General features: G+C 44.2%; 20 protein-coding genes. 8 read left to right on the forward strand and 12 right to left on the reverse strand.

Going from position 1 to position 23867, the window contains the following annotated elements:
• Positions 1–88: 88 nt before the first annotated feature.
• Positions 89–1432: a polysaccharide lyase family 7 protein gene (locus KIT90_RS20840; protein WP_285378486.1), complete on the forward strand. Its 1344-nt coding sequence runs from the start codon at positions 89–91 to the stop codon at positions 1430–1432.
• Positions 1433–1599: 167 nt separating this feature from the next.
• On the opposite strand, the gene KIT90_RS20845 is transcribed toward KIT90_RS20840, so the two are convergent.
• Positions 1600–2628 carry a metal-dependent hydrolase gene (locus KIT90_RS20845; RefSeq protein ID WP_285378487.1) on the reverse strand — a complete coding sequence of 343 codons (1029 nt, stop codon included), beginning with the start codon at positions 2626–2628 and terminating at the stop codon, positions 1600–1602.
• 158 nt (positions 2629–2786) lie between these two features.
• Positions 2787–3044: a hypothetical protein gene (locus tag KIT90_RS20850; protein WP_285378488.1), complete on the reverse strand. Its 258-nt coding sequence runs from the start codon at positions 3042–3044 to the stop codon at positions 2787–2789.
• A gap of 404 nt (positions 3045–3448) precedes the next feature.
• Here KIT90_RS20850 and guaD point away from each other — a divergent pair, with 404 nt between their 5' ends.
• From guaD to KIT90_RS20875, 5 genes are all read left to right on the forward strand, one after another.
• Positions 3449–4849, forward strand: coding sequence for a guanine deaminase (guaD, locus tag KIT90_RS20855; protein ID WP_285378489.1), 1401 nt, complete (start codon positions 3449–3451; stop codon positions 4847–4849).
• Positions 4850–5175: 326 nt separating this feature from the next.
• Entirely contained in the window at positions 5176–5649 is a 474-nt protein-coding gene (locus KIT90_RS20860; protein ID WP_009705725.1) for a hypothetical protein, read from the forward strand.
• Positions 5650–5671: 22 nt separating this feature from the next.
• Positions 5672–6598 (forward strand): tripartite tricarboxylate transporter substrate binding protein, encoded by a 927-nt coding sequence (locus tag KIT90_RS20865; RefSeq protein WP_009705724.1) that lies wholly within the window; start codon positions 5672–5674, stop codon positions 6596–6598.
• A 159-nt stretch (positions 6599–6757) separates the two neighbouring features.
• Positions 6758–7171, forward strand: a complete 414-nt coding sequence (locus KIT90_RS20870; protein ID WP_285378605.1) for a tripartite tricarboxylate transporter TctB family protein — start codon at positions 6758–6760, stop codon at positions 7169–7171.
• Between the two features lie 9 nt (positions 7172–7180).
• Positions 7181–8671 carry a tripartite tricarboxylate transporter permease gene (locus KIT90_RS20875; RefSeq protein WP_038867030.1) on the forward strand — a complete coding sequence of 497 codons (1491 nt, stop codon included), beginning with the start codon at positions 7181–7183 and terminating at the stop codon, positions 8669–8671.
• A 90-nt stretch (positions 8672–8761) separates the two neighbouring features.
• Here the strand turns inward: KIT90_RS20875 and KIT90_RS20880 are convergent, their stop codons facing one another.
• The 4 genes from KIT90_RS20880 to KIT90_RS20895 form a co-directional block, all read right to left on the reverse strand.
• Positions 8762–11200, reverse strand: a complete 2439-nt coding sequence (locus KIT90_RS20880; protein ID WP_285378495.1) for a M9 family metallopeptidase — start codon at positions 11198–11200, stop codon at positions 8762–8764.
• 259 nt (positions 11201–11459) lie between these two features.
• Positions 11460–13913: a DEAD/DEAH box helicase gene (locus tag KIT90_RS20885; RefSeq protein ID WP_199437325.1), complete on the reverse strand. Its 2454-nt coding sequence runs from the start codon at positions 13911–13913 to the stop codon at positions 11460–11462.
• Positions 13914–14672 (reverse strand): hypothetical protein, encoded by a 759-nt coding sequence (locus KIT90_RS20890; RefSeq protein WP_171306138.1) that lies wholly within the window; start codon positions 14670–14672, stop codon positions 13914–13916. It abuts the gene before it with no gap.
• Positions 14673–14720: 48 nt separating this feature from the next.
• Positions 14721–15578, reverse strand: a complete 858-nt coding sequence (locus KIT90_RS20895; protein WP_285378498.1) for a YDG/SRA domain-containing protein — start codon at positions 15576–15578, stop codon at positions 14721–14723.
• A gap of 341 nt (positions 15579–15919) precedes the next feature.
• On the opposite strand from KIT90_RS20895, the gene KIT90_RS20900 reads away from it, so the two are divergent.
• Both KIT90_RS20900 and KIT90_RS20905 read left to right on the forward strand, forming a co-directional pair.
• A complete protein-coding gene (locus tag KIT90_RS20900) occupies positions 15920–17248 on the forward strand; it encodes a sphingomyelin phosphodiesterase (protein ID WP_285378500.1) in 1329 nt (442 codons plus the stop codon).
• Positions 17245–18204 carry a chromosome partitioning protein ParA gene (locus KIT90_RS20905; RefSeq protein WP_285378502.1) on the forward strand — a complete coding sequence of 320 codons (960 nt, stop codon included), beginning with the start codon at positions 17245–17247 and terminating at the stop codon, positions 18202–18204. Before KIT90_RS20900 ends, KIT90_RS20905 begins: the two co-directional genes overlap by 4 nt.
• Before the next feature lie 769 nt (positions 18205–18973).
• On the opposite strand, the gene KIT90_RS20910 is transcribed toward KIT90_RS20905, so the two are convergent.
• From KIT90_RS20910 to KIT90_RS20935, 6 genes are all read right to left on the reverse strand, one after another.
• Entirely contained in the window at positions 18974–19528 is a 555-nt protein-coding gene (locus KIT90_RS20910; RefSeq protein ID WP_285378505.1) for a hypothetical protein, read from the reverse strand.
• Positions 19529–19628: 100 nt separating this feature from the next.
• On the reverse strand, positions 19629–20144 hold the full coding sequence (locus KIT90_RS20915) for a sigma-70 family RNA polymerase sigma factor (RefSeq protein ID WP_285378507.1): 516 nt from the start codon (positions 20142–20144) through the stop codon (positions 19629–19631).
• A gap of 82 nt (positions 20145–20226) precedes the next feature.
• Complete coding sequence (locus tag KIT90_RS20920; protein ID WP_005437129.1) at positions 20227–20475, reverse strand: thioredoxin family protein; 249 nt, start codon at positions 20473–20475, stop codon at positions 20227–20229.
• Between the two features lie 33 nt (positions 20476–20508).
• The gene (locus KIT90_RS20925; protein ID WP_285378510.1) at positions 20509–21495 is read right to left on the reverse strand and encodes a permease; all 987 of its coding nucleotides are present in this window, start codon (positions 21493–21495) and stop codon (positions 20509–20511) included.
• 100 nt (positions 21496–21595) lie between these two features.
• Entirely contained in the window at positions 21596–22618 is a 1023-nt protein-coding gene (gene trpS, locus KIT90_RS20930) for a tryptophan--tRNA ligase (RefSeq protein WP_285378512.1), read from the reverse strand.
• Between the two features lie 625 nt (positions 22619–23243).
• Complete coding sequence (locus KIT90_RS20935; RefSeq protein ID WP_038867011.1) at positions 23244–23741, reverse strand: prepilin-type N-terminal cleavage/methylation domain-containing protein; 498 nt, start codon at positions 23739–23741, stop codon at positions 23244–23246.
• Positions 23742–23867: the final 126 nt, after the last annotated feature.

The following is a 23867-nucleotide window of genomic DNA, read 5'->3' on the forward strand; positions in this document are numbered from 1 at the left end:
GCTTATTTGTGTTATTAAAATACATGAAGCACAACTTACTTCTACAGGATTAGAAGATAAGCCATCGTTGAAAACCGTGGAGAACAACATGAAAAGCAAGTTAGTCAATATTGTCGGCAGTGCCGTTTTACTGAGCTCTTTTGCCGCACACAGTGCCGAAGTCAATCTCGTTAACCCAAGTTTTGAACAAGATTTTTCTGGATGGACAGAGGTGGATCCAACCGCAGTCTCCGGTGTTGCCTATGACGGCACAAAGTCAGCAAAATTCTCTGGCAGCGGTGCGCGTCTAGAGCAGTCAGTTCCTGTCACAAGCAATACCGAATACACTCTGAGCGCGTACGTGCTGGCAGATGCAAACATCGGCGTGGATTTTGGCAGCGACACCTTTAGCAAAACCGCATCAAACTCAGATTGGGCGCAAACCACCATTACCTTCAACTCTGGAGATGCAACGGAAATCACTGTGTTTGGTGAATACAGTGGCGCTGAAGGCCGTGTCGATCTCTTCAAACTCACATCTTCTGAAATCATTGATCCGCCGACCACTTCCCTGCCAGTCTTCGATCTCGACCCTACCCTGCCGCCATCAGGCAACTTCGACTTATTAGATTGGAAACTCGACCTGCCAGTTGATGATAACGGCAATGCGTCTGGCGATGCTCAAGAAGTGAAAGAAGACGAACTCTCTAGCGGCTTTGAGAACAGCGAGTTCTTCTACACTGGTGATGACGGCGGTTTGGTGTTCATCTCACCCGTCGAAGGCGCAACCACATCTGCAAATACCAAATACACACGTTCAGAAATGCGTGAAATGCTTCGTCGTGGCGACACCAGTATCTCAACCACAGGCATCACCAAAAACAACTGGGTATTCGCGAGCGCACCAAGCGATGATCAAAACAATTCTGGCGGTGTGGATGGCGTTCTAGAAGCAACATTAGCCATCAACGCGGTAACGACAACGGGTGATTCCAGCCAAGTGGGTCGCGTAATCGTCGGCCAGATCCACGCAAATAACGATGAACCAATCCGCCTCTACTACCGTTTATTGCCGGGCCACACCAAAGGTTCGCTTTACTTTGCCCATGAACCTAACGAAGACGCGTCATCAGATCCAGAGCAGTTCATTAATCTAATTGGTAGCTCAGCATCCAACGCTTCAGAACCTGAAGATGGCATCGCACTGAACGAGTTATTCTTCTACCGAATCGAAGTGCAAGGTAACCAACTTATCGTCACCATTAAGCGTGATGACCACGAAGACGTCACCGAAACGGTAGATATGACCACCAGTGGCTACGATGTTGGCGGCCAATACATGTACTTTAAAGCGGGCGTGTATAACCAAAACAACTCTGGTGACCCAACTGACTATGTTCAAGCAACGTTCTACTACCTAATCAACTCGCACGACGGGTATGAATTCCCGTAGTGAGTTCGACCAATAGTTGATTAAAGCAAATACGAAAAAGCCGGACATCACGTCCGGCTTTCTTTATTCAGTTTGATGTTAGCATTCATTTTAATGAAGAGGTCCCCGACAACACGCTCTCGTCTCATCCTCTTCAAGAGCGAGTTGGGGATCGCTATACACCTAAACTAGGAACGTGCGCTTAACTCCACACGTTCCAAATTCGCATCAATACTCTGGTCGCCTTTCAACCTTTCCCAAAGTTGACCTAACAAATCCAAGCTACGCTCACTTGGGTAGCGTTGCGTTGATTCCAACAATTGCCAATCGCCATCTTTGCCCTTCTCCGCAAAGATAAATTCAAAGGAAAGGTTGTTCGACATTCCTAAACGCAAGTCAGACACAATCAGTGCATCATCTTCTACTCGATAGTTCAGATAGTCATGGGAGAAAGCCTTGAGACCTTTCAAAGTCTCCGGCTTGTCTGCCAAAGGCCAACTGCCTAGCGGGTGTGAGACAAAATCAATACGCTCATCGCTATCGAGTACCGATGCCAAGCCTTCGTAATATTGACCATCATCCATCACCACCACTCGCCACAGGAAGGTATTAAACGGTGTTGGCGTAATCAGAACTTGTTGATTCGGTAAGTTCTGCGCCGCTAAGTTTTGCTCCACGCGAGATGCAATAATTTGCTGCGATGCGTAACCCCAACCGAGATAGAGCGTAGAGATAAGCACTACACTCTGACACCAACGTCCGCCGCGGGTTTTAGAAAACAGAGCCACACCAATCGCAAGCAATAAAGGCAGAGTGTAAAGCGGATCGATAATGAACACGTTCCGCAGCTCAAAATAGCCCTCAAATGGCCAAATCAACTGCGTGCCATACGTTGTCATTGCATCCAACAAAGTGTGGGTGACGAACACGCTCACGGTTAAAAAGAACACACGAGAAAGCGACCAAAACGTATCTGGTCGCCAGCGGCAATAGAGCCAAGCGATCAGCAAAGCAAAAGGAGGTAACACCAAGAGAGAATGCGTAAAGCCACGATGCTTGATTGTGTTTTGTACTGCGTCACCATAATCCAGAATCACATCCAGATCCGGCAAAGTGCCGAGCGCAGCACCCATCAGTAATACCTTCGCATTACAGCGCTTACCGGCGATCGCACCGGCGACAGTCGCCCCTAATGCAGCTTGTGTGATTGAATCCATATCCTGCTATCTATACCCATTCATGACAAAGATTGATTGAATCGAAAACTAAAACGCATTTCCATAAGTGTCAAACCACTCACTAGCTTTGACTCTCTTATTTACTTACTTTTACACATTGAGTGTCGATCAAATGTCTTGGATAGTTTGAGGACAAGTTACTTAAAAACGGCAGTCTCTGGGCGGGATATTTTCATGATCAATGCTTCACGTCTAAGCTCTAAAATCTCATCAATCAATTTCTCTTTTGCATTGATGCCAAAGTGCTGATCGTAGTTTTTCACTTTTTCGATTTCGTGTGGGTGTAAACGGTACACTTCTTCTTTTAAGCGGGCTTCAGCTTCGCTTTTAATAAAGCCTTGGTTTTGTAGCAACTTAATGATCACTTCATCGGCTGCGTTTACTACTCTTGCCATGATTCTCCAATCTACTGGTTACGTTGTTCGCCAAATGGTTTACTTGTTTCATCTGGCTTGGGCTTCTCATCTGGCATAGCCATTTAAGTCGCACAACTTATAACCCAAACATGACAGCTTTATTGCAGCCCAAGGTCATTTATTAGCAAAACATGAAATGCACCACATCGGTTCAACTGTCTGTTTTTCCTCACCATCATGGTTAGCGAATACCTACTTATTGTCTCGTGGATTCGTCCTCAAGCCTTGTCCTGCTTACCATTATCCCCTTTGTCGTTGATTGGCATACATCTCGCAACAGTCACTGCGCTTTTAATGGTTTTCGGTTGTTACACTCTATTGACAAGGGCTTGCTCGAATAAGTCAAAAACCATGGATTTTCAAACGATTCAATGGAGTGACTTATGAACAAAAACGCGATCCTTCTATCTTTACTTGGTACGGCTTTCTTCTCTTCTCACGCGACGGCAGACGTCACTGCTATCCGCTCTAGCCTATTACATTTCATCAATGATCCAGCCAAGGTTGAACACCTGCCTGATGCCTACCAGTACTTCGAAGACGGTTTGTTAGTGATTGAAGATGGACACATCAAAGCCATCACAGCGTTCAGTGAAAACGATTCGACACAGTACCAAGAGATTGTCGATCACAGGGGAAAACTCATCGTGCCTGGCTTTATCGACACACATATCCACTACCCACAAACACAAATGATCGCCGCCTATGGTGAGCAGCTGTTGGAGTGGCTAGAAACCTACACCTTTCCCACAGAAAAGCAGTTTGAAGACAAAGCTCACGCCAAAGCCATCTCCCAGTTTTTTATCAATGAACTACTGAAGAACGGCACCACCAGCGCATTAGTGTTTGGCACGGTGCACCCTCAATCTGTAGAAGCGTTGTTTGAGGAAGCGCTAGACAAGAACATGCGCATCATCGCGGGGAAAGTCATGATGGATCGCAACGCGCCAGACTACCTGCTCGACACACCTGAAACGGGTTACCAAGAAAGCAAAAACCTGATCAACAAATGGCATAACCAAGGGCGATTGCAATACGCCATTACGCCTCGCTTTGCGCCGACCTCAACGCCAGAACAGTTAGCGGCGGCCGGAAAGCTAAAAGCCGAGTATCCAGATGTGTATGTGCACACACACTTGTCAGAAAACAAAAACGAAATCGAATGGGTGAAATCACTCTTCCCGGATCGTGAAGGCTACTTCGATGTTTACGAGCACTATGGCTTGACTGGCAAACGCTCCATCTTCGCCCACGCTGTTCACCTTACTGATAAAGAGTGGAGTGCATTTCAGCGTACCGATTCCGTGATTTCTTTTTGTCCCACGTCCAACCTATTTCTCGGTAGTGGTCTGTTTGATTTAGAAAAAGCAGAACAAAAAGATGTACGTGTCGGTTTGGGGACAGACGTTGGCGCCGGCACCAGTTTCTCTCAGTTAGAATCTTTAAATGAGGCTTACAAAATCATGCAGTTACAAGGAAAGAAACTCTCTGCGTTTAAAGGCTTGTACTTAGCGACATTGGGCGGCGCGAAATCGCTGAGTCTCGATGACAAAATAGGTAATTTCGAAGCAGGTAAAGAGGCCGATTTTGTTGTCCTTAACTGGGCAGCAACAGATTTGCAGAAGTTGCGTTATCAGCATTCAAAAAGCTTAGAAGACAAGTTGTTTGCCTTGATGATGTTGGGTGACGAAAGAAACGTCGAAGCCACTTACATTGCAGGTGAGCTTGCGTATTCTACCGATGGCAAAGTCGCGACAAAGAGCAAAGTGAACGAACCAATCTAAGCAGATTAAGCCCTGCGCACAAACAGCAAAAAGCCGGACTCTGATGTCCGGCTTTATCGAATTTATCTTGGCGAAACGTTCTTTATTCGCCCTCAAATCCATCTAATTTATCTCTCCATAGGGCCATTTATTGTCTTAGTTATAAAACTTGATTCAGCCCTCACTTTTATAACCCATATCCTTATTAAAGTTAGATCCCTCGCACTATTCTCTTGATTCACAAGTGATCTGACCATCATTTAATCGTTTCGTACGTTTCGCAATCACTTGTCATACAATATCATTTCTTTTGCAAGTTCAGGTAAGAACATCAAAAGGAATCAATGATGAAAAGTCATGTTGAAATTGCCATGGATGCTGTCGAGTTAGTCAAGCCATCCATAGAACGATTATTCGAACGAACCAATCGAAAAGAACTTCATATCGTGGTGATGGATCCTAGAGTCAAACCGTGGGAAGCGTCTTTTACTGATGCCGTTCTCTATGAAACATCTCTGGGAAAACCACAAGAATGGACCATTCCATTTGATGAATTCGCAAGAAACAAAGCACAACAAGCGTGGCGCAACGGCCGCCCTAATATTCATAACCAAACCACCCAAACCTCTTCTCTACAAGAAAACGATTTACTGTTCTTCGGCTCATTTGTACATGGCGACGTCGTCGTTGCGTGTAGTGGTGTCGAGCAATGGTATGACATGCTCATAAGCGGCTGGATCGCCGTCGCGTTTGAGCAGCTCTGCATGAGCGAATATCAAAACAATAAAACAAACCACCCTACACAAGCATACAAAAACTAACGGAAACAAAAGGTCGATTATTATGAACAAGCTTCTTAAATCTCTACTTGTCGCCGCTGGCATCATGGTCTCTGCAACGGCTATTGCCGCGGATTATCCAACGAAAAACATCCGTCTTATTGTTCCGTTTGGTGCAGGCGGTGGTACAGACGCCGTCGGTCGAACTCTGGCTAACTCCGCAAAAGATGTACTAGGACAAAACATCGCCGTGATGAACCGCACTGGAGGCGCTGGCGCGGTAGGCATGAGCTTTGGTGCGCAGCAGCGTCCAGATGGGTACACGCTTACCGTTGTCACTCGTGAAATCGCTTCTCTCCCTCAAATGGGTTTAATGCGACATGATGCGAGCGACTTTAAACTGATTCGAATGGTTAACCTCGATCCTGCCGTGGTTTTGGTTCATAAAGACAGCCCTTTCAACACCATTAATGACCTGATCGCCGAAGCCAAAAAAGGCGAAGGTAAAGTGAAGTTTGCCTCGACTGCGGCGCCAAACTTCTACCTGATGGCATTAGAGCAAAACCAAGGAATCAAACTTAACGCCATTCCATACAACGGTGCATCGGAAGCAATTCCCGCAGTACTTGGTAAACACACAGACGTCACCATGGTAACGCCAGGAGAAGCCATTGCTCAGCTGCGTTCAGGTCAATTGAAAGCATTGGGCGTCATGTCAGACGAACGCATTGAATACATCGCCGATGTTCCAACATTGAAAGAGCAAGGTGTTGATGTTGTTACTGGTACATGGCGTGGTATTGGCGCACCAAAGAACACGCCAGATGAAGTTATTGAAACGCTGGGTAAAGCCTTTGATGAAGCGATGGCATCGGCAGAGTTCAAAGAGTTTATGGAAAAAGGCGCAATGACGATCCACAACATGGATGCAGAAGCGTTTACCAAGTTTGTTGATGAAGACAGCAAAGCACTCGCAAAACTAATTCAGTAAGTGATGTTCTAAGCGAAGAGCATCACCACGATGCTCTTCGTGTTGAGGAGAATCAGCATGAGTCAAAATAGCCTACAACAAAGCGGCTCACAGCCCACAGAACCTATTCAAAACCAACCCTCATCAAAACTGGATAGAGAGATCTTTTTCCCGCTTTTGATGATCGTCATTAGCAGCATCGTACTTGTGCTCATCAGCCAATTCGATGAACCACACTACCAAGACGCCAGCGTTAACGCCCAATTCTTTCCTAGCGCTATCGCAATTGCACAAATCGTCATTTGCATCGCTCTTATCGTTCAACGAAAGCTAAAAGCATCCATTCAACAGCCAGCCGTTCCCGTGTTTTCAAAAATGGCGATATTTGGCATCAGCTTTCTCGTGGCTTATGCGCTGCTGATTCATATCGTCGGTTATTTGATCGCAAGCTTAATCGCGTTCACCGCTTACTTGGTCTTTTTCAAAGTCAAAAAGCCGCTGTATTACCTTATCGCTTGGTGTTTTGTATTTGGGGTGTATTACCTATTTGGAGAGGTGTTTTACATCGCTCTACCCCAAGGCTTGTACTATTAAGGAGAGGCTATGTTTGAACACTTACTCAATGGCCTACTAACCGCATTTAGCCCAGAAGTATTGCCCATCTTAATTTTCGGCGTTGTCGGCGGAATCATCTTAGGCGCACTACCCGGACTGACGGCTACAATGGGCGTGGCGATTCTATTGCCTTTTACCTTTGGTATGGATTCCACACCGGCACTGGTGATGCTTATTGGCGTCTATATCGGTGGTATTTACGGAGGCTCAATTGCCGCCATTCTATTGAAGACACCGGGTACTCCGGCTTCAGCCGCGACGGTACTCGATGGACACACCTTAGCAGCAAAAGGACAAGCTGCTCGCGCGCTCAGTATTTCTGCGGTGGCCTCGTTTGTCGGCGGACTACTGAGCACGATTGTCTTAATTGCCATCTCCCCGCTTTTGGCAAACTTTGCACTGCGCTTTAACGCGCCTGAGTACTTTGCGCTCGCTCTGTTTGGCCTAACCATTATTGTTAGCGTTTCTTCTCAAAACATTTTGAAAGGTTTGTTGGCTGGTAGCATTGGTTTATTGGTGTCTACGGTTGGTCTTGACCCTATCAGTAGCGTTCCGCGCTTCACATTTGGAATGATGGATCTTTATAGCGGCATCAATGTTATTCCGGTGCTTATTGGCTTGTTTGCCTTGTCAGAAGCCATCAATCAGATCGAGAAGATCATCAATGAGAAGCATGCAGAAGTGCCAACGTTTGATCGTAAAATCCTAAGTAAGAAAGACCTTAAGACAATCCTGCCTACAGCGACTAAAAGCGGCCTGATTGGTACTGCGATTGGCTCTGTACCCGGCGCTGGTGCAGATGTCTCAGCTTTTGTTTGCTACAACGAAGCCAAACGTTCAGCGAAAAAACCGGAGGAGTTTGGTAAGGGGTCACTTCATGGATTGGCCGCAGCTGAATCCGGCAACAACGGCGTAACCGGTGGCTCATTAGTCCCTTTGCTCACACTAGGTGTTCCAGGTGATGCCGTTGCAGCAGTCTTGTTGGGCGCACTTATTGTGCAAGGTTTAACGCCTGGGCCTCTGTTGTTTAGCCAAAGTCCCGAGGTGGTTTATGGCGTCTTTAGCTCAATGTTGGTCGCTAATATCGTCATGCTGCTTGTTGGCTTACTTGGTATTCGTTTCTTCTGTCGCATCATCGAAGTTCCGAAAATACTGATGATTCCAATCATCATCTTCCTGTCCGTGGTTGGTGCTTATGCGATTAACAACTCCATGTTTGATGTCGGCATCGCTATCGCGTTCGGTTTATTGGGCTTCGCCCTCGGCAAGATGGACATTCCATCCTCGCCAATATTGTTGGCCATCATTCTAGGGCCAATGGCAGAAACCAACTTACGCAAAGCCTTGCTCATGTACGACAACTCATGGTCATTCTTGTATGAGCGACCAATCGCACTGGCCTTCGTGTTGCTCGCGATCTTCTCGGTTTACTCAACATTAAAGATGAAAAAGAAAGCGAAACCCCAAGCCACAACCTAGAAAAGGTTGCATAACGAATAACACACAGCAAAAAGCCGGACTCTGATGTCCGGCTTTGGTTTTATGAGGGTTTGATTTCGATGCGGCAAATTAGTAGAAGTACACCAACATCTCGACGTCATCCCCTTGCTGCTCTGCATTTAAAGAGAACTGGACATAGCCTTCTTCTGACACTGGGATTTGCAGGTATTCATTACTACCCCAGTAGTTTGATGCGTATTCGTGTTGCCCTACTGTTGGCCAATAAGCTTTGCTCGCATACAGGTCAACATTGCCATTGTCTGCACTCCCGTTTTTGTCGGTTAGCCATACTCGCACCTCCTGTACGCCTTGCGGTACATAAACCGCTGCGTAACGCTGTTGGTGCACCGTTAAGGTTTGCGCTTGGCCAGATTCCAATACCACTGGGGTTAAGTCATCTTGCTCTTGTGCTGGCGGGGTTGGGGTTTCTGTCACTAATGACGCCTGTAACGTCACGTCATTAAAGTCCGAACGGCCCGCAATGCTGATGTAGTAACGACCCGGCTTAATGTAACCCGATGGCTCCGGCTCAAACGTCACTAACTCGTTACTGCCATCGCCATATTGGCTGAACTCAAAGTCATAGTAATGGGCTTCTTTCTCAAAGCTCATGTACAAATCGGCATCGCCTTGACTATTGCCATGAATCGCCACGTCAAAGTGAGTTGTGTTCTCTGGCACATCCACATAGAACAGCTGCTCGCTGTATGCTGCGCCACTGAGCACCACACTTTGGTTTGCTACAAGCTGCGTTACTTGATCAGAAGGTTCTGTCGGCTCACCCGGATTTGGATCTGGGTTCGGATCAGGCTGCTGAGGGTCACTTGAGATTGAATCTAACCAACGGTCAAACTCGCCATTGTATTGCTCACCCAATAATTGAACCTGCTTTGCCCACTCAGCAAACTGACCAGAACGAGAAAGCGCCAGTAAGCTATCTACCTCTTGCGGATGCTCTTCCAACATAAAGCGAACCGCCAAGTAGCCCCAACGATAAACACGATTAGTATCGTGAGAGTAAGTGGTCGCCAACACGTCCGATAGGCTCATCTTGCCGTCAGCAATCAGCCCAATCGCTGCATCGTAACCTTGCTTGTAATGCATATACTCAGCAAAGCCCTCCAGCCACCAAACAATGTAACCATGTGCCAAGTTATCGCTGAATGAGCCATATTGGTTGAATCGTGCATCTAGGTAATGAGTGTATTCATGCTCTAGGTTGAGAATAGAAAGCGCCTCACCATTGTCATAACGGTAAGCGACAAAGCGCGCAACGTTGCCTGCTTGTGCTGGATTACCCTCAAGGTACTGACCGCCGTTATCTGTCGTGTTACCAAACAAGAAAGACGAGTAATCCACGTAGCTGCCGTTGCTCGCAAACACTGCGACTTCCACTCGCTCGTTGTTGTCGTCCGCAACAGGTTGACGCCCTGTGTTCGCCACTTGGTGGAAGTCGGCCTCTTTTGCGGCTAAAACCTCACAAGCTTCAATAGATTGGGCTTGGGTTAAATCTTGAGAACGAATGATGGCCGGACCATCACACTCATGACGATTCGGTAGCACGCGAGCCGCCAAATCACGCTTCGCTTGATCTAAATCCAGACCATTTAAACCCTCTGGCGCGAAGTAGCTCATCATCTCTACTGCGGCTAACCAAAGCTTATCGTGTTCACTACCAAGCGGGTTTTGTTCCATCACTTGTTGCATCACACGCAGCGCTTTCTCTTTGGTTGCTTGGTTTGGGCTGGCTAGTAAACGTCCGGTTTCGCGAACGGCGTTGTAAACCAAGAAGCTCGCATCCGTATCCAATGCCCAAGCATTATCACGAGCAAACGCCGCTAACGTATCAATGTGTTGCGTATGGCTTGCCATGTATTGGTAAAAATCATCTCGCGAAGCATGGCCAGCCATCGCACGGAAAAGGTTATTCAACCCATCGACCCACTGTGTATCTTGCGCCGTTTCACGATTGAAGTGACGTAGTGCCGTAAGTTGTGCTTCCATCGTTAGAGGAAGTTGCTTCACATTGTCGACCATCAACGTCAGGCTTTTCATCGCCCCTACTTGCTCGCGTCCTTGGTCTAACGCGTGTGGATTCGCTAAAAACGCATTAATCGACTGAGCAAAACGTTGGCCTAATGCCTGAGAAAAGTCCGGCTGTTGCGCGTTGTAACGAACGTAATAAGCCGCGCGGACAAACTCACCAAGGTTTTCGAGTTTGCGCGCTTGTTCTGCCTCACCACGGTAACTTGCAATGGCTTGGTTTAACGCAATCTGAATACGGCTTAAGCTCGCTTCACTGTAGATATCGTTCAGCGAATCAGCAGGTGCAGAGAACCAAGCACCATAGCAATGATGAGTCGCTTCAGAAACGGCTAAAGCAAGATCAGGCGCCTGTTGAAGATCAGGAATATCACACTGCTCTTGTGCGAATGAGAAACTGGAAACACTGGCAAGCATGCAAGCTAGCGCCAAGCGATGACGTGGGAATAGACGGGTATGAGACATAACAACACTCATTAATTAGTTATATGTTTGAGGGCGCTGTTATATTCCTTACAACAAACAAGGTGAATTGAGTTGCATAGGATTTATGAAGTTAGTTCAGAAATTAGATATTTAACTCTAATTTATAAACCAATTGCCAAATTTGCAGATTATCTCTCGCCGAAAACGTTACACAACTGATTGAAATATCAAAGATAAAGTCAGTTAACTAGAAAGAGAAAAGCCAGACATGTGTCTGGCTTTGACTCAGTTCAATATGCTAGATATCTATAAACTTACTTATTTCAAATTGAATCAAATCATCTTGTTTACTTAAATAGTCAAAGAAATCTGGTTTACACTCTACAATACCAAATTCATTGATATTAAGATTAGCTATCTGTCCATCCTTGTCTAATTTATTTATTAATGAGCCACTAATTCCCAACTTAACAAACTCTGAATTTGATTTATTGTCTGTACCATATATGTATAAGTCATATTCAGATTCATTGATCAGTCCAAGATCGAAAAGTACATTGACATAATCATTTAAATCATAAGAAACAAAATCACTCTCAATTTTAATTTTAACCAGCGCAATGTTTGCCATTTCCTTTCTTGTTTTAGTCGAGAGGTCTAGGTACAGATTATTACCATTACTTCCATCTCTTGAAAACTCACCATATGAGTCTCCGATAAAAAACAACCTTCCTTCTGGTTTATTTTTTATTGCTTGAAAGTAAGAAATATTTCCCGATATATGCTCTTTTAGTGTTAATCTGTGCAGATTATCTGTAAACATTTTATAAAAGCTTCTTGCCTTTTCATGCTTTAGACGTAAAATTTTTGGGTTTGATATACGACTTTCCAAGCCATCAATAAAGAATAGATATACCTTATCAATTACATGCGCACTATCCCAATCGTTATGTAACTGTACATAATTAATTCTATTTTTTAATAACTCAATAGCTTCATTCTTATTGTCATAGATAGATAATACCTCAGACTCTAATAGAATCTTTTTTACTCTATTAGGACCTTCATCATCACTATTAATTAAAAAGTCTTCTTTTTCCAAAACCTCAAAGTACTTTGATATCTTCTCTTCGATTTCCATGATCTTATTAAGGTCACCTTTATTCTTGTATTTTTCTAATTGATCACGTAGAGTCTCGATATCAAAGTTATAAAGCAATGGATTGTTCAGAGAATCACTAAAAACACTACTTTTTAGCATTTTAATTTTATTTTCCATCTTTACACCTTTGTTAAACTCATCAGAGTTAATAAAGTGAACATTTGGAACAAGTTTATCCAACGATCTCCTATCGATATCAAAAACCTCATTTAACCTATTAACACGACCAATTAAGTTAATTAATGATTTATGGTCTAGTGAACGAGCGTTAAGTATATACATATTGTCTACTGGCAAGTTCACTCCCTCAAGAATAACACTATTTGCCACAACATATTTTACTTCATTATTATTGGAAAATTTATATTCTAGATACTCTTTAATAAGATCAGGAAGTTTTCCATGAAGATAAACTAATCCTTTCTTTATATATTCTACGCAATAAAAATCCTTATGAACATTTTTAGACACAGTGTCAGACAATATATTCAAACTTTCTGAATCTAAGATTTCCAATTTATCAGATAAGCAAATTGATAGTTCTTCAACCTTCTTTGGCGCACGTAAATATAAGAAGTTTTTATTTTTACTACTATTGACAATATAATCCAAATAGCATGACTTATTGGTTAAATTAAAGAAGCAATCTAAAAATCTATTATATTGTCTAATATTACCATCTTTCTCATACTCATAAATATCAGCTTCTTTTATGTTATTTATTATCTTTCTCTCAAAGAAATCTTGGTTAGTATCTACTTTTAAGTTACTAGAATCTGAAATAAGTGGCGATAAGTAGTAATTAGTCGACTTTGTATTTCTCTTCCTATTTCTTCTAATTAATCTCGTTAGCAATATACTTCTTGCACCCTTATCAAAAAGGTTATGTGCTTCGTCAATAATCAACAAATCAAAAGATATGCTTTCATCTTTCAACAAACGCAATGCTCTCTCTTGAGTGAAAATTGCTATAAAATCATTAGATCCATCATACATCTCATCGTGGAATATGATATTCTTACCTGAAAAGTGTCTTTTAATTAACTTATAAGTTTGTATTAATAAAGATTTAGTTGGTACGATAATCGCAACTTTATTATATTTTTTGTTTTTAATTATTTCGACAATTAAGGAACTCTTACCAAACGATGTTGGAGCAATATAACAATTTTCTCTATTATCACTTTCTATCAAAACCTCACGAGACTGTTTTTGGTCATAGGTCTCTATGATTCCATTGTACTTAAATCTATTCAATTCTAAATCTAGCTTAAACTCCGTAGTGCTATCATTTGAAAAAAGCTTATTCTCAATAATGTACTTTGATATTGGATAGAACCCATAGTTTGTACTGACGTCTAATAGTGGTTCATAGTTATTGTTATTTAATGCACATTTCAAAACAATATAATAACCAAACTCAAAATATTGATTTTTCCTTTTGTCTCTAGAATAGTCCATTAGAAATATGATAGCGCAACTAAGAATAAACTCTAATTCCTTGTCATCTAGAGGAATGTTTACAGTCATTTTCTCTAAAACTGACACAAAGTAATCGTCTTTTTTTAGCCAAGTCAATGCATATGCCATTTATGACTCCAAGTATTTAAAGAAGTTGTTTAAACTGGTTTTTGTTATACAAATAGCAACAATGCTCAAAGCATTAAATTCATCAATAAAGTCACAGTCATTAAGAATCTCTAGGTTTTTTCCACTGTCCCAAAACGAATTAAGAAATATAGTTGAGCAAGGGATTACATTATAATCTTCAACCTTAGTGTATATTTCATTATCATACATATCTCTAAGTTCTCTAATTTTATCCCTTATACTTCTTTTACTCCCTACATCACAATGACTTGCATGATTGAATGCGTTTCTCCAGGGATTATTCTTTCCTTTTTCACTTTGGCCAGAAACATACTTAGTGATATCTGAAAATGCAGTTTTTAACTTTGACTTGTGAGATATTCCTTTAGAAAGGATACTGCCAGACTTACTTTCCACTAGATATATTTTAGAATCTCTTGTGAATACACCATCAAAACCTTTTTTAATTGAGTTCTCCTCTAAGTTGAGAAGTAGAAACTCTTGTTTATAATTTTCTTGATTTAGAAATAAATGAACAAAAAATTCTGCAACCGCTCCCATCTGAGTTCCTTCATTTTTTGTTTGAAGAAACATAAGAAATCTTTTTTTAACTAACTTCAAATCGCTAGGTGAATCGCCTTCACAAATAGATACAAAATGCTTATCCAATAATTTTTGCAACTCACCTTCAATAATATCCACATCAATAACATGCAGAAGTTTCTTTGGCGAAATACTTTTCGTTTCGGGGAGTAACATTCTATTCTCTCGTTATATTAAGTTGTTAGGCATATCAATACGGAAAGTTTAATTTTTAAAATAATGCTCACGGTGATACTGAAGAAACTTCTCTTCTATCTTGTGTTTCTTGTTCAGCGTTAACTGTCCGTCTAGGCCAATCAAACTGAAATCATCCGCGATTGAGAACACTCCGTTATCAAACATCACGTGATGGTTCGGGCATAAGCACAAAATATTTTCGACCACATCAGGGCCGCGATGCGGCTCACCCAACGGTTGAATGTGTGCAGCTTCTGCGTAGTACCCTGCTCCAGTATCAATGGCCAAACCGCATACTTGGCATTGGTATTGATGCCAGTCTTTTACCTGCTTTGCCTTTTTGTAGTCTCGGACGATCTTGTTGACCGTAACGGCTTGGCGAGACGTTACCTCATAACGTGCTTTGCTTGTGTCTTGTACCTCTGCCGCAGGTTCCGAATCAATTTGGACAAGTTTGTAACGCCATACTTTGAAGCCAGACAATCCACGCTCGCACCAATAGTCTTCAACGCGGTATAAACCCGCATATTGGTAACCTTTGGCTGGAGAATAATGGCTTTGGTGCTTATGACTTCGAGTAACGCGGACGGGCAAATCCTCCAGCTTGTTTCTAGCCAGAGCGAGGTTGGTGCGTTCTAATTTTTGATCGGCAATTTGTTTGTTGGTGTTTTCGTCGCGACCACCAGCTCCGGTATAGATAATGACGTTGCCAAAATCTTCGTCGTCTTCATAACCACCGGAAAGTACGATTGAGTCAGCGCCTTCTTTCGCGCCGCCACTGATACCAGCCTGCGTTGGAGGATGGATGCCTGATTTGGCTAACGCAGCTCGATTTTCGAACATGTCACCGACTTCAGTATCGGGTATGTGTCCAAAAACTCTCATAGTAAACCCTTGTATGTGTACTACTCAGTGGGAAAACGTGTCGAGAAAAGTGACGAATTTCCAACTGATACATACGCTAACGGTATCACAATCAATCAGGCTTATATGCGTGAAACCTTCTCATTTTTCACAAGAAGTTTTTATGGTGACAATCGTTTATTTTCATATAGATAGCGAGCAGCATCGGGTAAACAAAGTCGTTCAAATTGCAATTCAATCCGAACAAAGATCACAACTCGCTAACTATTTCTGCTGAGTGCCTTTCTGTCATCCATATTTAACGTGCTAGTCATATTTATAAATAAGAATTATTGCTCTAACACAACTTATGGATAAACAAGATGAAATTTTCGCAGTGGAGTCTTTTGCTAAGCGGTTTAGTGGCATTACCGAGCTTGGCAGATACGGACGTATACCTCACCAATAACTCAGACCAACCGTTAACCATTCAGGTGAAACACGAAGGCAGTGATTTACTGAAATACGGAGAAGAATGGCAGCAGCATGTACAAGTGCTTGGCCCTTGGGAAACCAAATCCGTACTGAGCTTTAATCGCTGGGAAGGCGTGAAATCTGGTCAGAACTATCGCTTTGAAACCGTGGTGTCTAACCCACAAGGTGAGAGCATCACGCTTAACCAAGTGATGGAAGGCCATTGGTATAACTCTACGATTGAATATGGCTTGTCTGCGGCGGATGTGGACTTAGCACTCAAAGACGATCGCAATATTCACCGCTCTCGTACCGATGCATTTGGCGACCGTACGTCAGAACTGGCGTTCAAATCTGCCAGCACAGCTCGTTATGATGATTTGTATTACACCATCACGCCGAACAAGGTGGATGAAGTCGTCGATACCGATGAGCAAAACCTGAAGCTAATGACTTATAACATCTGGGCACTGCCTGCGATTGCTTCTCACATTGGCGATCGTTACGAGCTCATTCCTGATTACGTCAAAGGTTACGATGTGCTGGCACTGCAAGAAGTGTTTGCCAGCGGTCGTGACGCGTTTTTACGTGAACTTGCAAAAGAATACCCATACCAGACTAAGATGCTGGATAAAGATGGTTTCAATATCTACGACGGCGGCGTGATCATTGTGAGCCGCTACCCTATCGTCAATCAGGCTCAATACGTCTTCCCAGATTGCTCAGGCACGGATTGTTTTGCCGATAAGGGCGTGAATTATGCGGAGATCATCAAAGGCGGTCAGGCTTACCATGTGTTCGCGACTCATACTGCGTCTTTTGATACGGATACGGCGCGTGAGTATCGTCAGCGCCAGTTCAAGCAGATGCGTACAATGGCTCAATCTCTAAATATCCCTACCAACGAGACTGTGGTCTACAGCGGTGACTTTAACGTGAACAAGCTGAAGTTCCCTGGTGACTACCAGCAGATGATTGCGAATTTAAGTGCGATAGAACCGCAGTACTCAGGTTATACCGCTTCGACCTTCGATCCTCGCATCAACAACTTTGCCGGAGAGGCTTTATCTGGTGGCGAGAATGTCGAGTATCTCGACTACGTGATGGTGAGTAATGAATATAGCGTGAAGTCGTTCAACGATAACCGTGTCGACGTTCTGCGCTCTACCGCAGAGAGTTTATGGAAACATTACAATCTGTCGGATCACTTCCCTGTTAGCGCTGTGATCAAACCATGAAGCGTATTGCGTTAGTTACTGTGTCGGCCGCTGTGGCGGGCACGATTTGGTTCTCAATGGCGGGTGATAAGCGTGAAAGCTTGTTGCCGTTTTCTTCTGTGATTGAAGGACGTGCTGAACAAGATACCAGTGGCCATTCTTCTTCATCAGTAAACCAAGCTGCCAGTAAAAAAGTCGTACCGAAAGCCAAAGATACCCCTTCTCCAATTAAAGCGATTGCTGGGCGTTTGAATGACGCCAAAGGTCGTGCATTAAAAGCCGAAATAGAGACGTTCTGGCATACGTGTATGTCTGACCATAACTGCGAATCTAAGCTGACCGAATTGGAAAGTTATATGTCGGGTGAGCGCTTTGCCTTATTGGCGAACTACCATCAGCTCAATAGTTTGTGGCAACAAAGTGTGGGTGATTTGTTGTTTGATGAGCAGCAACCACTCGCCTCTCGTGTTGCTCTTCTCAAAGCGGAAGCGAGAAAGATATGGGGTGAGCTGGCCGAAGTCATTTTTGCTGATGAATTTGCCCTTTACGATTTTAGTTTGCAGGCAGAACAGTTGGATTCGACTCCCGCTCAGGACTACGTGCAAGCCTTTGAGGATTTAGTTCAAGAGTGGCAAGGCAATGAAGAAACGTTGGGATTAGCCAGCGCGCAAGCAAAGTATGAGCGTGCGGTGGCGTTAATTCCGGATAACATAAGCCAAACAGAGCGTGAGGCTTTGATTGAAGAGCTTCAACAAGCTTACCTTTCAGAACAAGAGAGTGAAGAGATACACACTCGCGAACGACAAGTCGCCAAGCAAAAGCAGCAAGTGCGCGATTATCAGAGTGAGTTGCAGCAACTTGAGTCCAAACTAGCAATGCAAAGAGCGACTAGCCACGCGGTTTTATCGGACTCGGAATGGCAGCGTTATTACCAACAAGAGGTGGCGGATTTTCGTCGCAAGTTCTTTGAGGGTTGATGGCTTGTTTGTCTGAGCAATTGGAAATGAGAGATTCCCTACTCGCTCATTCTTCGCTCTAGGGAATGACGCTGTTTGGGGTCGTGATCGTAGGCAACAAATACGGCTTCCACTAACTCAAAACTTAAGCTGGGTCATTCCAGCAAGCCTAGGCGCGACTAGGAATCTGGTTTCGACGAGCTGTGAATTAGAGATAACACCAAGATTCAACAGCACTTGGTAAGTAGATTCTGAATTACACTCGTCCCTCGTTTTTCAGAATGACGGTATTAAGACATAAGTATGAAATGGGCTTCCCTCTCATTCATCTTCGCTTTAGGGAATGACGCTGTTTGGGGTCGTGATCGTAGGCAACAAATACGCCCTCCACTAACTCAAAGCTTAAATTGGGTCATTCCAGCAAGCCTAGGCGCGACTAGGAATCTGGTTTCAACGAGCTGTGAATTTGAGATAACACCAAGATTCAACAGCACTTGGTAAGTAGATTCTGAATTACACTCGTCCCTCGTTTTTCAGAATGACGGTATTTTGAGCATGAGTGTGAAATGAGCTTCCCTCTTATTCACCTTCGCTCTGGGAAATGGCGATGTTTGAGTTCATGGTCATCGATAGCAGATAAGTCCTCCGCTAACTCAAAACTTAAACTGGGTCATTCCAGCAAGCCTAGGCGCGACTAGGAATCTGGTTCCCGCGAATGCTTGATACAAGAAGGTCGCTCAATTGAAAGCGAGCGACCTTTTGTTATTCATTCTTTGCTGCAACTCAAGGGTTACAACACTCGTAAGCACTCTTCCGGAGGCAAACTCAAGAGCGTGTTAGCGAAGTTGATCTTCTCATCACGCCATTTCAATGCGGCTTCTCGGCTGTCTTGCGAATGTCGGTCGGCTTCAAAGTAGCTTTTTCTTGGTAGTCCGTTTGCTGGCGTCATCACCATAGATTGTTCATTCAAACGAATCGTAAATAGGAACTGACCACGTTGCCCAGTTTGCGCTGCTGGGTGGTGCAATGTGGTATCGCAGCAATATCGTTTATCACGTAGTGCGCGGCATGTGTATTCAAAGGCATCTTGAGCACCACGACCAGGGAACGCGGTATAAATACTGATGCCATCTCGTTGCAAAGACTGATTACCTGCCGCCAGTTGCACCGCGTATTGGAGCATCCTAAAGCCCAGAACCACGCCACCAATGCTGTTCAATCCACTGTATTGAATTGCGCCTTCTAAGCTCAGACGAAGTTTGTCTTCCCCTTCATAAAGAAAAAGATCAGGCGATGCCCAATCACTCTTTGGAATAAGCAGTTGAGTAATATCCGAGTGTTCCATGTTGGTCTCCGCAACAATGAGTGTATTTGAGACCACAAACATACCGTAATGAGAATTATTATCAATAAATTTAAGTCAGAAACGTTACTGTCAGAAAGATTTAAGGTTCAGCTTGAAAGGACTTAAAGCAGCAGACGCCCGTTTGGTCTTGGGTCACTTTACATTCGTTCACCAAAATACTTTTGAGCTCTATTCGGGCTCGACGTAAACGCGCCTTCACAGCTGGCAGGCTAAGCTGGTGTTTCTCTGCGTAGGCTTTTTGTGCCATGCCGTTGAGGTCACATTGCTCTATCACATCTCGCTCTTGCTCGGTAAGTTTCACTAATACTTTTGGAAGACAACGTTGAAGTTGAACCATCGCGGGAGAGATTTCTGTTGGCGTGACAAACTCTTCGATTTCTACCGATTGGATTTTTCGTCTTAGTTGGTCGACAAGGTGGTTTCTGGTCATCTTAAACAACCATGGTTTGCCGTCCTGCAATGTACAGAAACGCTCGCTGTTCTCCATGGCTTTCAGAAACACTTCTTGCATGATGTCTTCCGCTTCATGCGGATTTTGGGTTTGTTTTAGTAGCCAACCATAAAGGCTCGGTTCTGCATGATTCCACGCATTCATCAAACATTTCATTCTTGAATCTCAATAGTCGTCGCGCGTGCTCATTCAAACAATCCGCACGCGCGACGAGATCTCGTTACCTTTACGCTACAACATCTTCTTTGAGCAAATCGCGAACCAGATCAACAGATGGCACCGAACCTGTGTGTTTCAACTCACCATTAATCGCGACACCCGGTGTGCTCATAATGCCCGCTTTCATGATGGCTTCTAAACTGGTGACTTTCTCAATGCTGACTTGTTGCCCTAGCTCTTGCGCAACCTCGGCAATACGTTCTGCGGTGACGATGCAGTTCTTACAACCTGAACCATAAACTTGAATGCTTTTCATATCAGACTCCTGTGAGCACTTGCTCTGCTGTGATTAATAGAAGATGTTAAACAACCAACCCGTGATGGAAATTGCCACCAGCAAGTAACCCGCGATCGCGCCAAGTAATCGGTATTGCATGACTTGTTTGAGCATCATGAACTCTGGCAAGCTCACGGCGACCGCTCCCATGCAAAACGCAAGCGTGGTTCCCAGTGGCATACCTTTGTCTATCAACGACGCCATGATTGGCACGATGCCCGTTGCGTTGGTGTAAATCGGAATGGCACTGAGCGTGGCAAGTGGTACCGTCCACCATTGTCCGTGTGCGAGGTTTTGCTCGAACCAATCTGCCGGAACAAAACCATGAATAAACGCACCGATACCCACCCCAACAAAGACCCAAATCCAAATGCGCTTGAAGATGGTGCTGGTTTCGTTCACGGCAAATTCGTGGCGTTGTTGCAACGTCATTGGCGGAGACTCAATCGCCGTTTGAGGCAGCGCATCTAGCTCATTGGCTTTTTGATATGCCTCGGCGAGGAAAGGTTGTAACCAACGGTGAGCTTTAAAAGCATCTAGAACAAAGCCTGCAAAAATGCCCAGCAACATCCCAATGACGACGTACATGATGGTGAATTTCAGACCGAGGACACTGCCAAGCATGATGACCACCACCTCGTTGATCAGAGGCGAGGTAATGAGAAATGCGATGGTCACACCAATAGGAATGCGTGCGGAGACAAACCCCATGAACAGAGGAATAGAGCTGCACGAGCAAAATGGGGTAATCGCACCAAATAGAGAGCCAAGAAAGTAACCCACACCACGGTGCTTGCCTTGTAGATATTGGCGAACTTTGTCCACACTCAAGCTGGCTCTCAGTGCGGAGATAACGTAAATCAACACAACCAGTAAGACTAGGATCTTACTTGTGTCTTCAATAAAGAAATGAACACCTTTTGCCATTGAAGTGCTGGCTTCCAAGTTGAAAATGGAATACGTCAGCCAGTCGGCAAAATGGGTAAAAACGTCCAACATAGTGGCACCCTCTAAACGATTTACCTCTAACACGTTTGAGGTCGCAAAAGGATGCACACTTTTTTGAATTATTTTTTGGCCGTGATTTGCAGGCTCGATTTCAGAACAGATTCAAACCAAACATACCTTTCACATCAAATAGCACTTGCTCGGTTTTCTCACGTGAACGTTGGCTGCCTTGTTTTAAGATTTCGATAAGTTGTGCTTTGTCATCTAAGAACATGGCGCGTTTTTCTCGGATTGGACGAAGCATCTCTTGCAGACACTCTTCCAACACTTTCTTGGTTGTTCCGTCACCCAGTCCACCACGACGATAATGCGCTTTTAACTCTTCCACATAAGCTTTATCAGTATGGAACGCATCAAGGTAAGTGAACACGATATTGCCTTCCACTTGGCCTGGGTCTTCAATACGTAGGTGGTTTGGATCGGTGTACATGGATTTCACCGCTGCGCTGATCTCTTTCTTTGTCGCTCCAAGGTTGATGGCGTTACCCATGCTTTTCGACATTTTGTTTTTGCCATCCGTGCTTGGCAGACGCGGCGCGTCACTGAGCAGTGGACGACACTCTTTCAAAATGGTTTCCCCGCCCAGATGGTTTATCTTTCTCACGATTTCATTGGTTTGCTCTAGCATTGGCAATTGGTCATCACCAACGGGAACAAGTGTCGCGTGAAAGCCGGTAATGTCGGCCGCTTGGGATATTGGGTAAGTCAAAAATCCAGCCGGAATGGAACGCTCAAACCCTTTGCTTTGGATTTCGTTTTTCACCGTCGGGTTACGCTCCAAGCGTGCGATAGAAACCAAGTTGCTGTAGTACATGGTTAGCTCAGCAAGCGCCGGAACTTGAGACTGCAAACAGATGGTGGTTTGAATTGGGTCGATGCCAACAGCAAGGTAATCAGCAACGACGTTCAAGATATTGGAAGAGACCTTGGAAGGATTGTGCGCGTTATCGGTTAAGCCCTGCATATCGGCAACGAGAATGGTTTGATCGTGCTGAGTTTGTAGCGCAACACGCTGTTGTAGTGAACCGACGTAATGACCTAAATGCAGAGGGCCAGTGGCTCGGTCGCCAGTGAGAATGACTTCGCGTTGTTGAGTGTTTTGTGTGGTGTTCATAACTTATCTCCGAATAAAAATAGATCGCTACTGGAGATAAAAAGACATGACACTCTTAGCTACCGTCCAGCAGCGTAAGAATGTAAAGATTCCGCGCCGCTCTAATTAGAGCGCCACCAGAAGAAGTTTGATGAAGGTGTGAATGTCGTTTTCATGCTTTTAAAACTAACAAGGAGCAGAGCTGAAAACAACCCTACTCCTTGTACAATTTGATTTTTCAGTGTTGGCACGCTTTGCCAGCACGGCATCAAATCTGGATATACATGGCGATGACCAGTGCAGCACCAAATAGGCTACCCGATACAAACGCACACAATACCGCTTTATTCTGTTTGCTTCTCATCCTTTACTTCTCGACTTTAGAGCACGTAGAGCAACGCTGATTGCTCCGCTCTGATACTAAGTTGAACAGTGATAAATCCTTTCCGGTGAATCGATACGCCAAACAATCTTCGGTTCACTCTGTTGCACACAGCGTTACGATTTTTGGCGAAAACTTAAACCACTTAGTCCAAGAAGTGTGATGACGTTAGAACAAGTTCAATGAAAGCCGACAAGGTTTACAGAGACGTGTCTATTAAAAACGGCCAGATTTGTTGTGCAAAACTGTCGAGATTCAAAAGGACTAGCAACCGGATGTCACCGTTTCAAAGCTCGGTTCTGAGCCTTCTCCCGATGCTTGGGTGTAAAGGAAATAGCATTGACCGTTCTCTAATGCATCGGCGTTTTGAGCAAAACCAATGTAGAGTTTGTTCTTGCCCGGCGCTTCTGGATCAGACACCACTAAATCCCCATCGAGATTCACCATTTCTTCAACCGAAACGTTGTCTAAGTGCCCCCAAACCATCAAAGGTTCGCCATCGTCCTGCGCACCATTTTTATTCAAATCTAAAAAGGTATTGTCTGTTGCCGTGGAGCCAATCGATACGCCATAACCAAGCTGATACTTGGCATTAGCAATTTGGTTTGCGTTCACCACAGCGCCTCTCACGCCTTCAATCACTGCCGCTCTCGCATCGCCCTGAATATTCAAAAAACGTGGCGCGGCCGTCACGGCTAATATCCCAAGAATCACGATAACCACGACTAATTCAATTAAGGTGAAACCCTTTGCTGTTCTCATTTAAAAACCCTGTATTTGTTGCTTAGGGCACATGTTAGAGCGGTGAAATGAGATTACTATTGGTCAACATTGGATTGGGAAATCTTACGTCGGGTTCGAGAACAATCTGACAAAGTGCCGAGGGAT

The organism is Vibrio sp. B172a (genome assembly GCF_030248355.1).
Taxonomy (GTDB): Bacteria; Pseudomonadota; Gammaproteobacteria; order Enterobacterales; family Vibrionaceae; genus Vibrio; species Vibrio owensii.

What these genes read in the sequence shown, in the direction of transcription:
- KIT90_RS20840 (WP_285378486.1), top strand. Translation starts at nt 89, where the DNA reads ATGAAAAGCAAGTTAGTCAATATTGTCGGCAGTGCCGTTTTACTGAGC.
- KIT90_RS20845 (WP_285378487.1), bottom strand. Translation starts at nt 2,628, where the DNA reads ATGGATTCAATCACACAAGCTGCATTAGGGGCGACTGTCGCCGGTGCG.
- KIT90_RS20850 (WP_285378488.1), bottom strand. Translation starts at nt 3,044, where the DNA reads ATGGCAAGAGTAGTAAACGCAGCCGATGAAGTGATCATTAAGTTGCTA.
- guaD (WP_285378489.1), top strand. Translation starts at nt 3,449, where the DNA reads ATGAACAAAAACGCGATCCTTCTATCTTTACTTGGTACGGCTTTCTTC.
- KIT90_RS20860 (WP_009705725.1), top strand. Translation starts at nt 5,176, where the DNA reads ATGAAAAGTCATGTTGAAATTGCCATGGATGCTGTCGAGTTAGTCAAG.
- KIT90_RS20865 (WP_009705724.1), top strand. Translation starts at nt 5,672, where the DNA reads ATGAACAAGCTTCTTAAATCTCTACTTGTCGCCGCTGGCATCATGGTC.
- KIT90_RS20870 (WP_285378605.1), top strand. Translation starts at nt 6,758, where the DNA reads ATGATCGTCATTAGCAGCATCGTACTTGTGCTCATCAGCCAATTCGAT.
- KIT90_RS20875 (WP_038867030.1), top strand. Translation starts at nt 7,181, where the DNA reads ATGTTTGAACACTTACTCAATGGCCTACTAACCGCATTTAGCCCAGAA.
- KIT90_RS20880 (WP_285378495.1), bottom strand. Translation starts at nt 11,200, where the DNA reads ATGTCTCATACCCGTCTATTCCCACGTCATCGCTTGGCGCTAGCTTGC.
- KIT90_RS20885 (WP_199437325.1), bottom strand. Translation starts at nt 13,913, where the DNA reads ATGGCATATGCATTGACTTGGCTAAAAAAAGACGATTACTTTGTGTCA.
- KIT90_RS20890 (WP_171306138.1), bottom strand. Translation starts at nt 14,672, where the DNA reads ATGTTACTCCCCGAAACGAAAAGTATTTCGCCAAAGAAACTTCTGCAT.
- KIT90_RS20895 (WP_285378498.1), bottom strand. Translation starts at nt 15,578, where the DNA reads ATGAGAGTTTTTGGACACATACCCGATACTGAAGTCGGTGACATGTTC.
- KIT90_RS20900 (WP_285378500.1), top strand. Translation starts at nt 15,920, where the DNA reads ATGAAATTTTCGCAGTGGAGTCTTTTGCTAAGCGGTTTAGTGGCATTA.
- KIT90_RS20905 (WP_285378502.1), top strand. Translation starts at nt 17,245, where the DNA reads ATGAAGCGTATTGCGTTAGTTACTGTGTCGGCCGCTGTGGCGGGCACG.
- KIT90_RS20910 (WP_285378505.1), bottom strand. Translation starts at nt 19,528, where the DNA reads ATGGAACACTCGGATATTACTCAACTGCTTATTCCAAAGAGTGATTGG.
- KIT90_RS20915 (WP_285378507.1), bottom strand. Translation starts at nt 20,144, where the DNA reads ATGAATGCGTGGAATCATGCAGAACCGAGCCTTTATGGTTGGCTACTA.
- KIT90_RS20920 (WP_005437129.1), bottom strand. Translation starts at nt 20,475, where the DNA reads ATGAAAAGCATTCAAGTTTATGGTTCAGGTTGTAAGAACTGCATCGTC.
- KIT90_RS20925 (WP_285378510.1), bottom strand. Translation starts at nt 21,495, where the DNA reads ATGTTGGACGTTTTTACCCATTTTGCCGACTGGCTGACGTATTCCATT.
- trpS (WP_285378512.1), bottom strand. Translation starts at nt 22,618, where the DNA reads ATGAACACCACACAAAACACTCAACAACGCGAAGTCATTCTCACTGGC.
- KIT90_RS20935 (WP_038867011.1), bottom strand. Translation starts at nt 23,741, where the DNA reads ATGAGAACAGCAAAGGGTTTCACCTTAATTGAATTAGTCGTGGTTATC.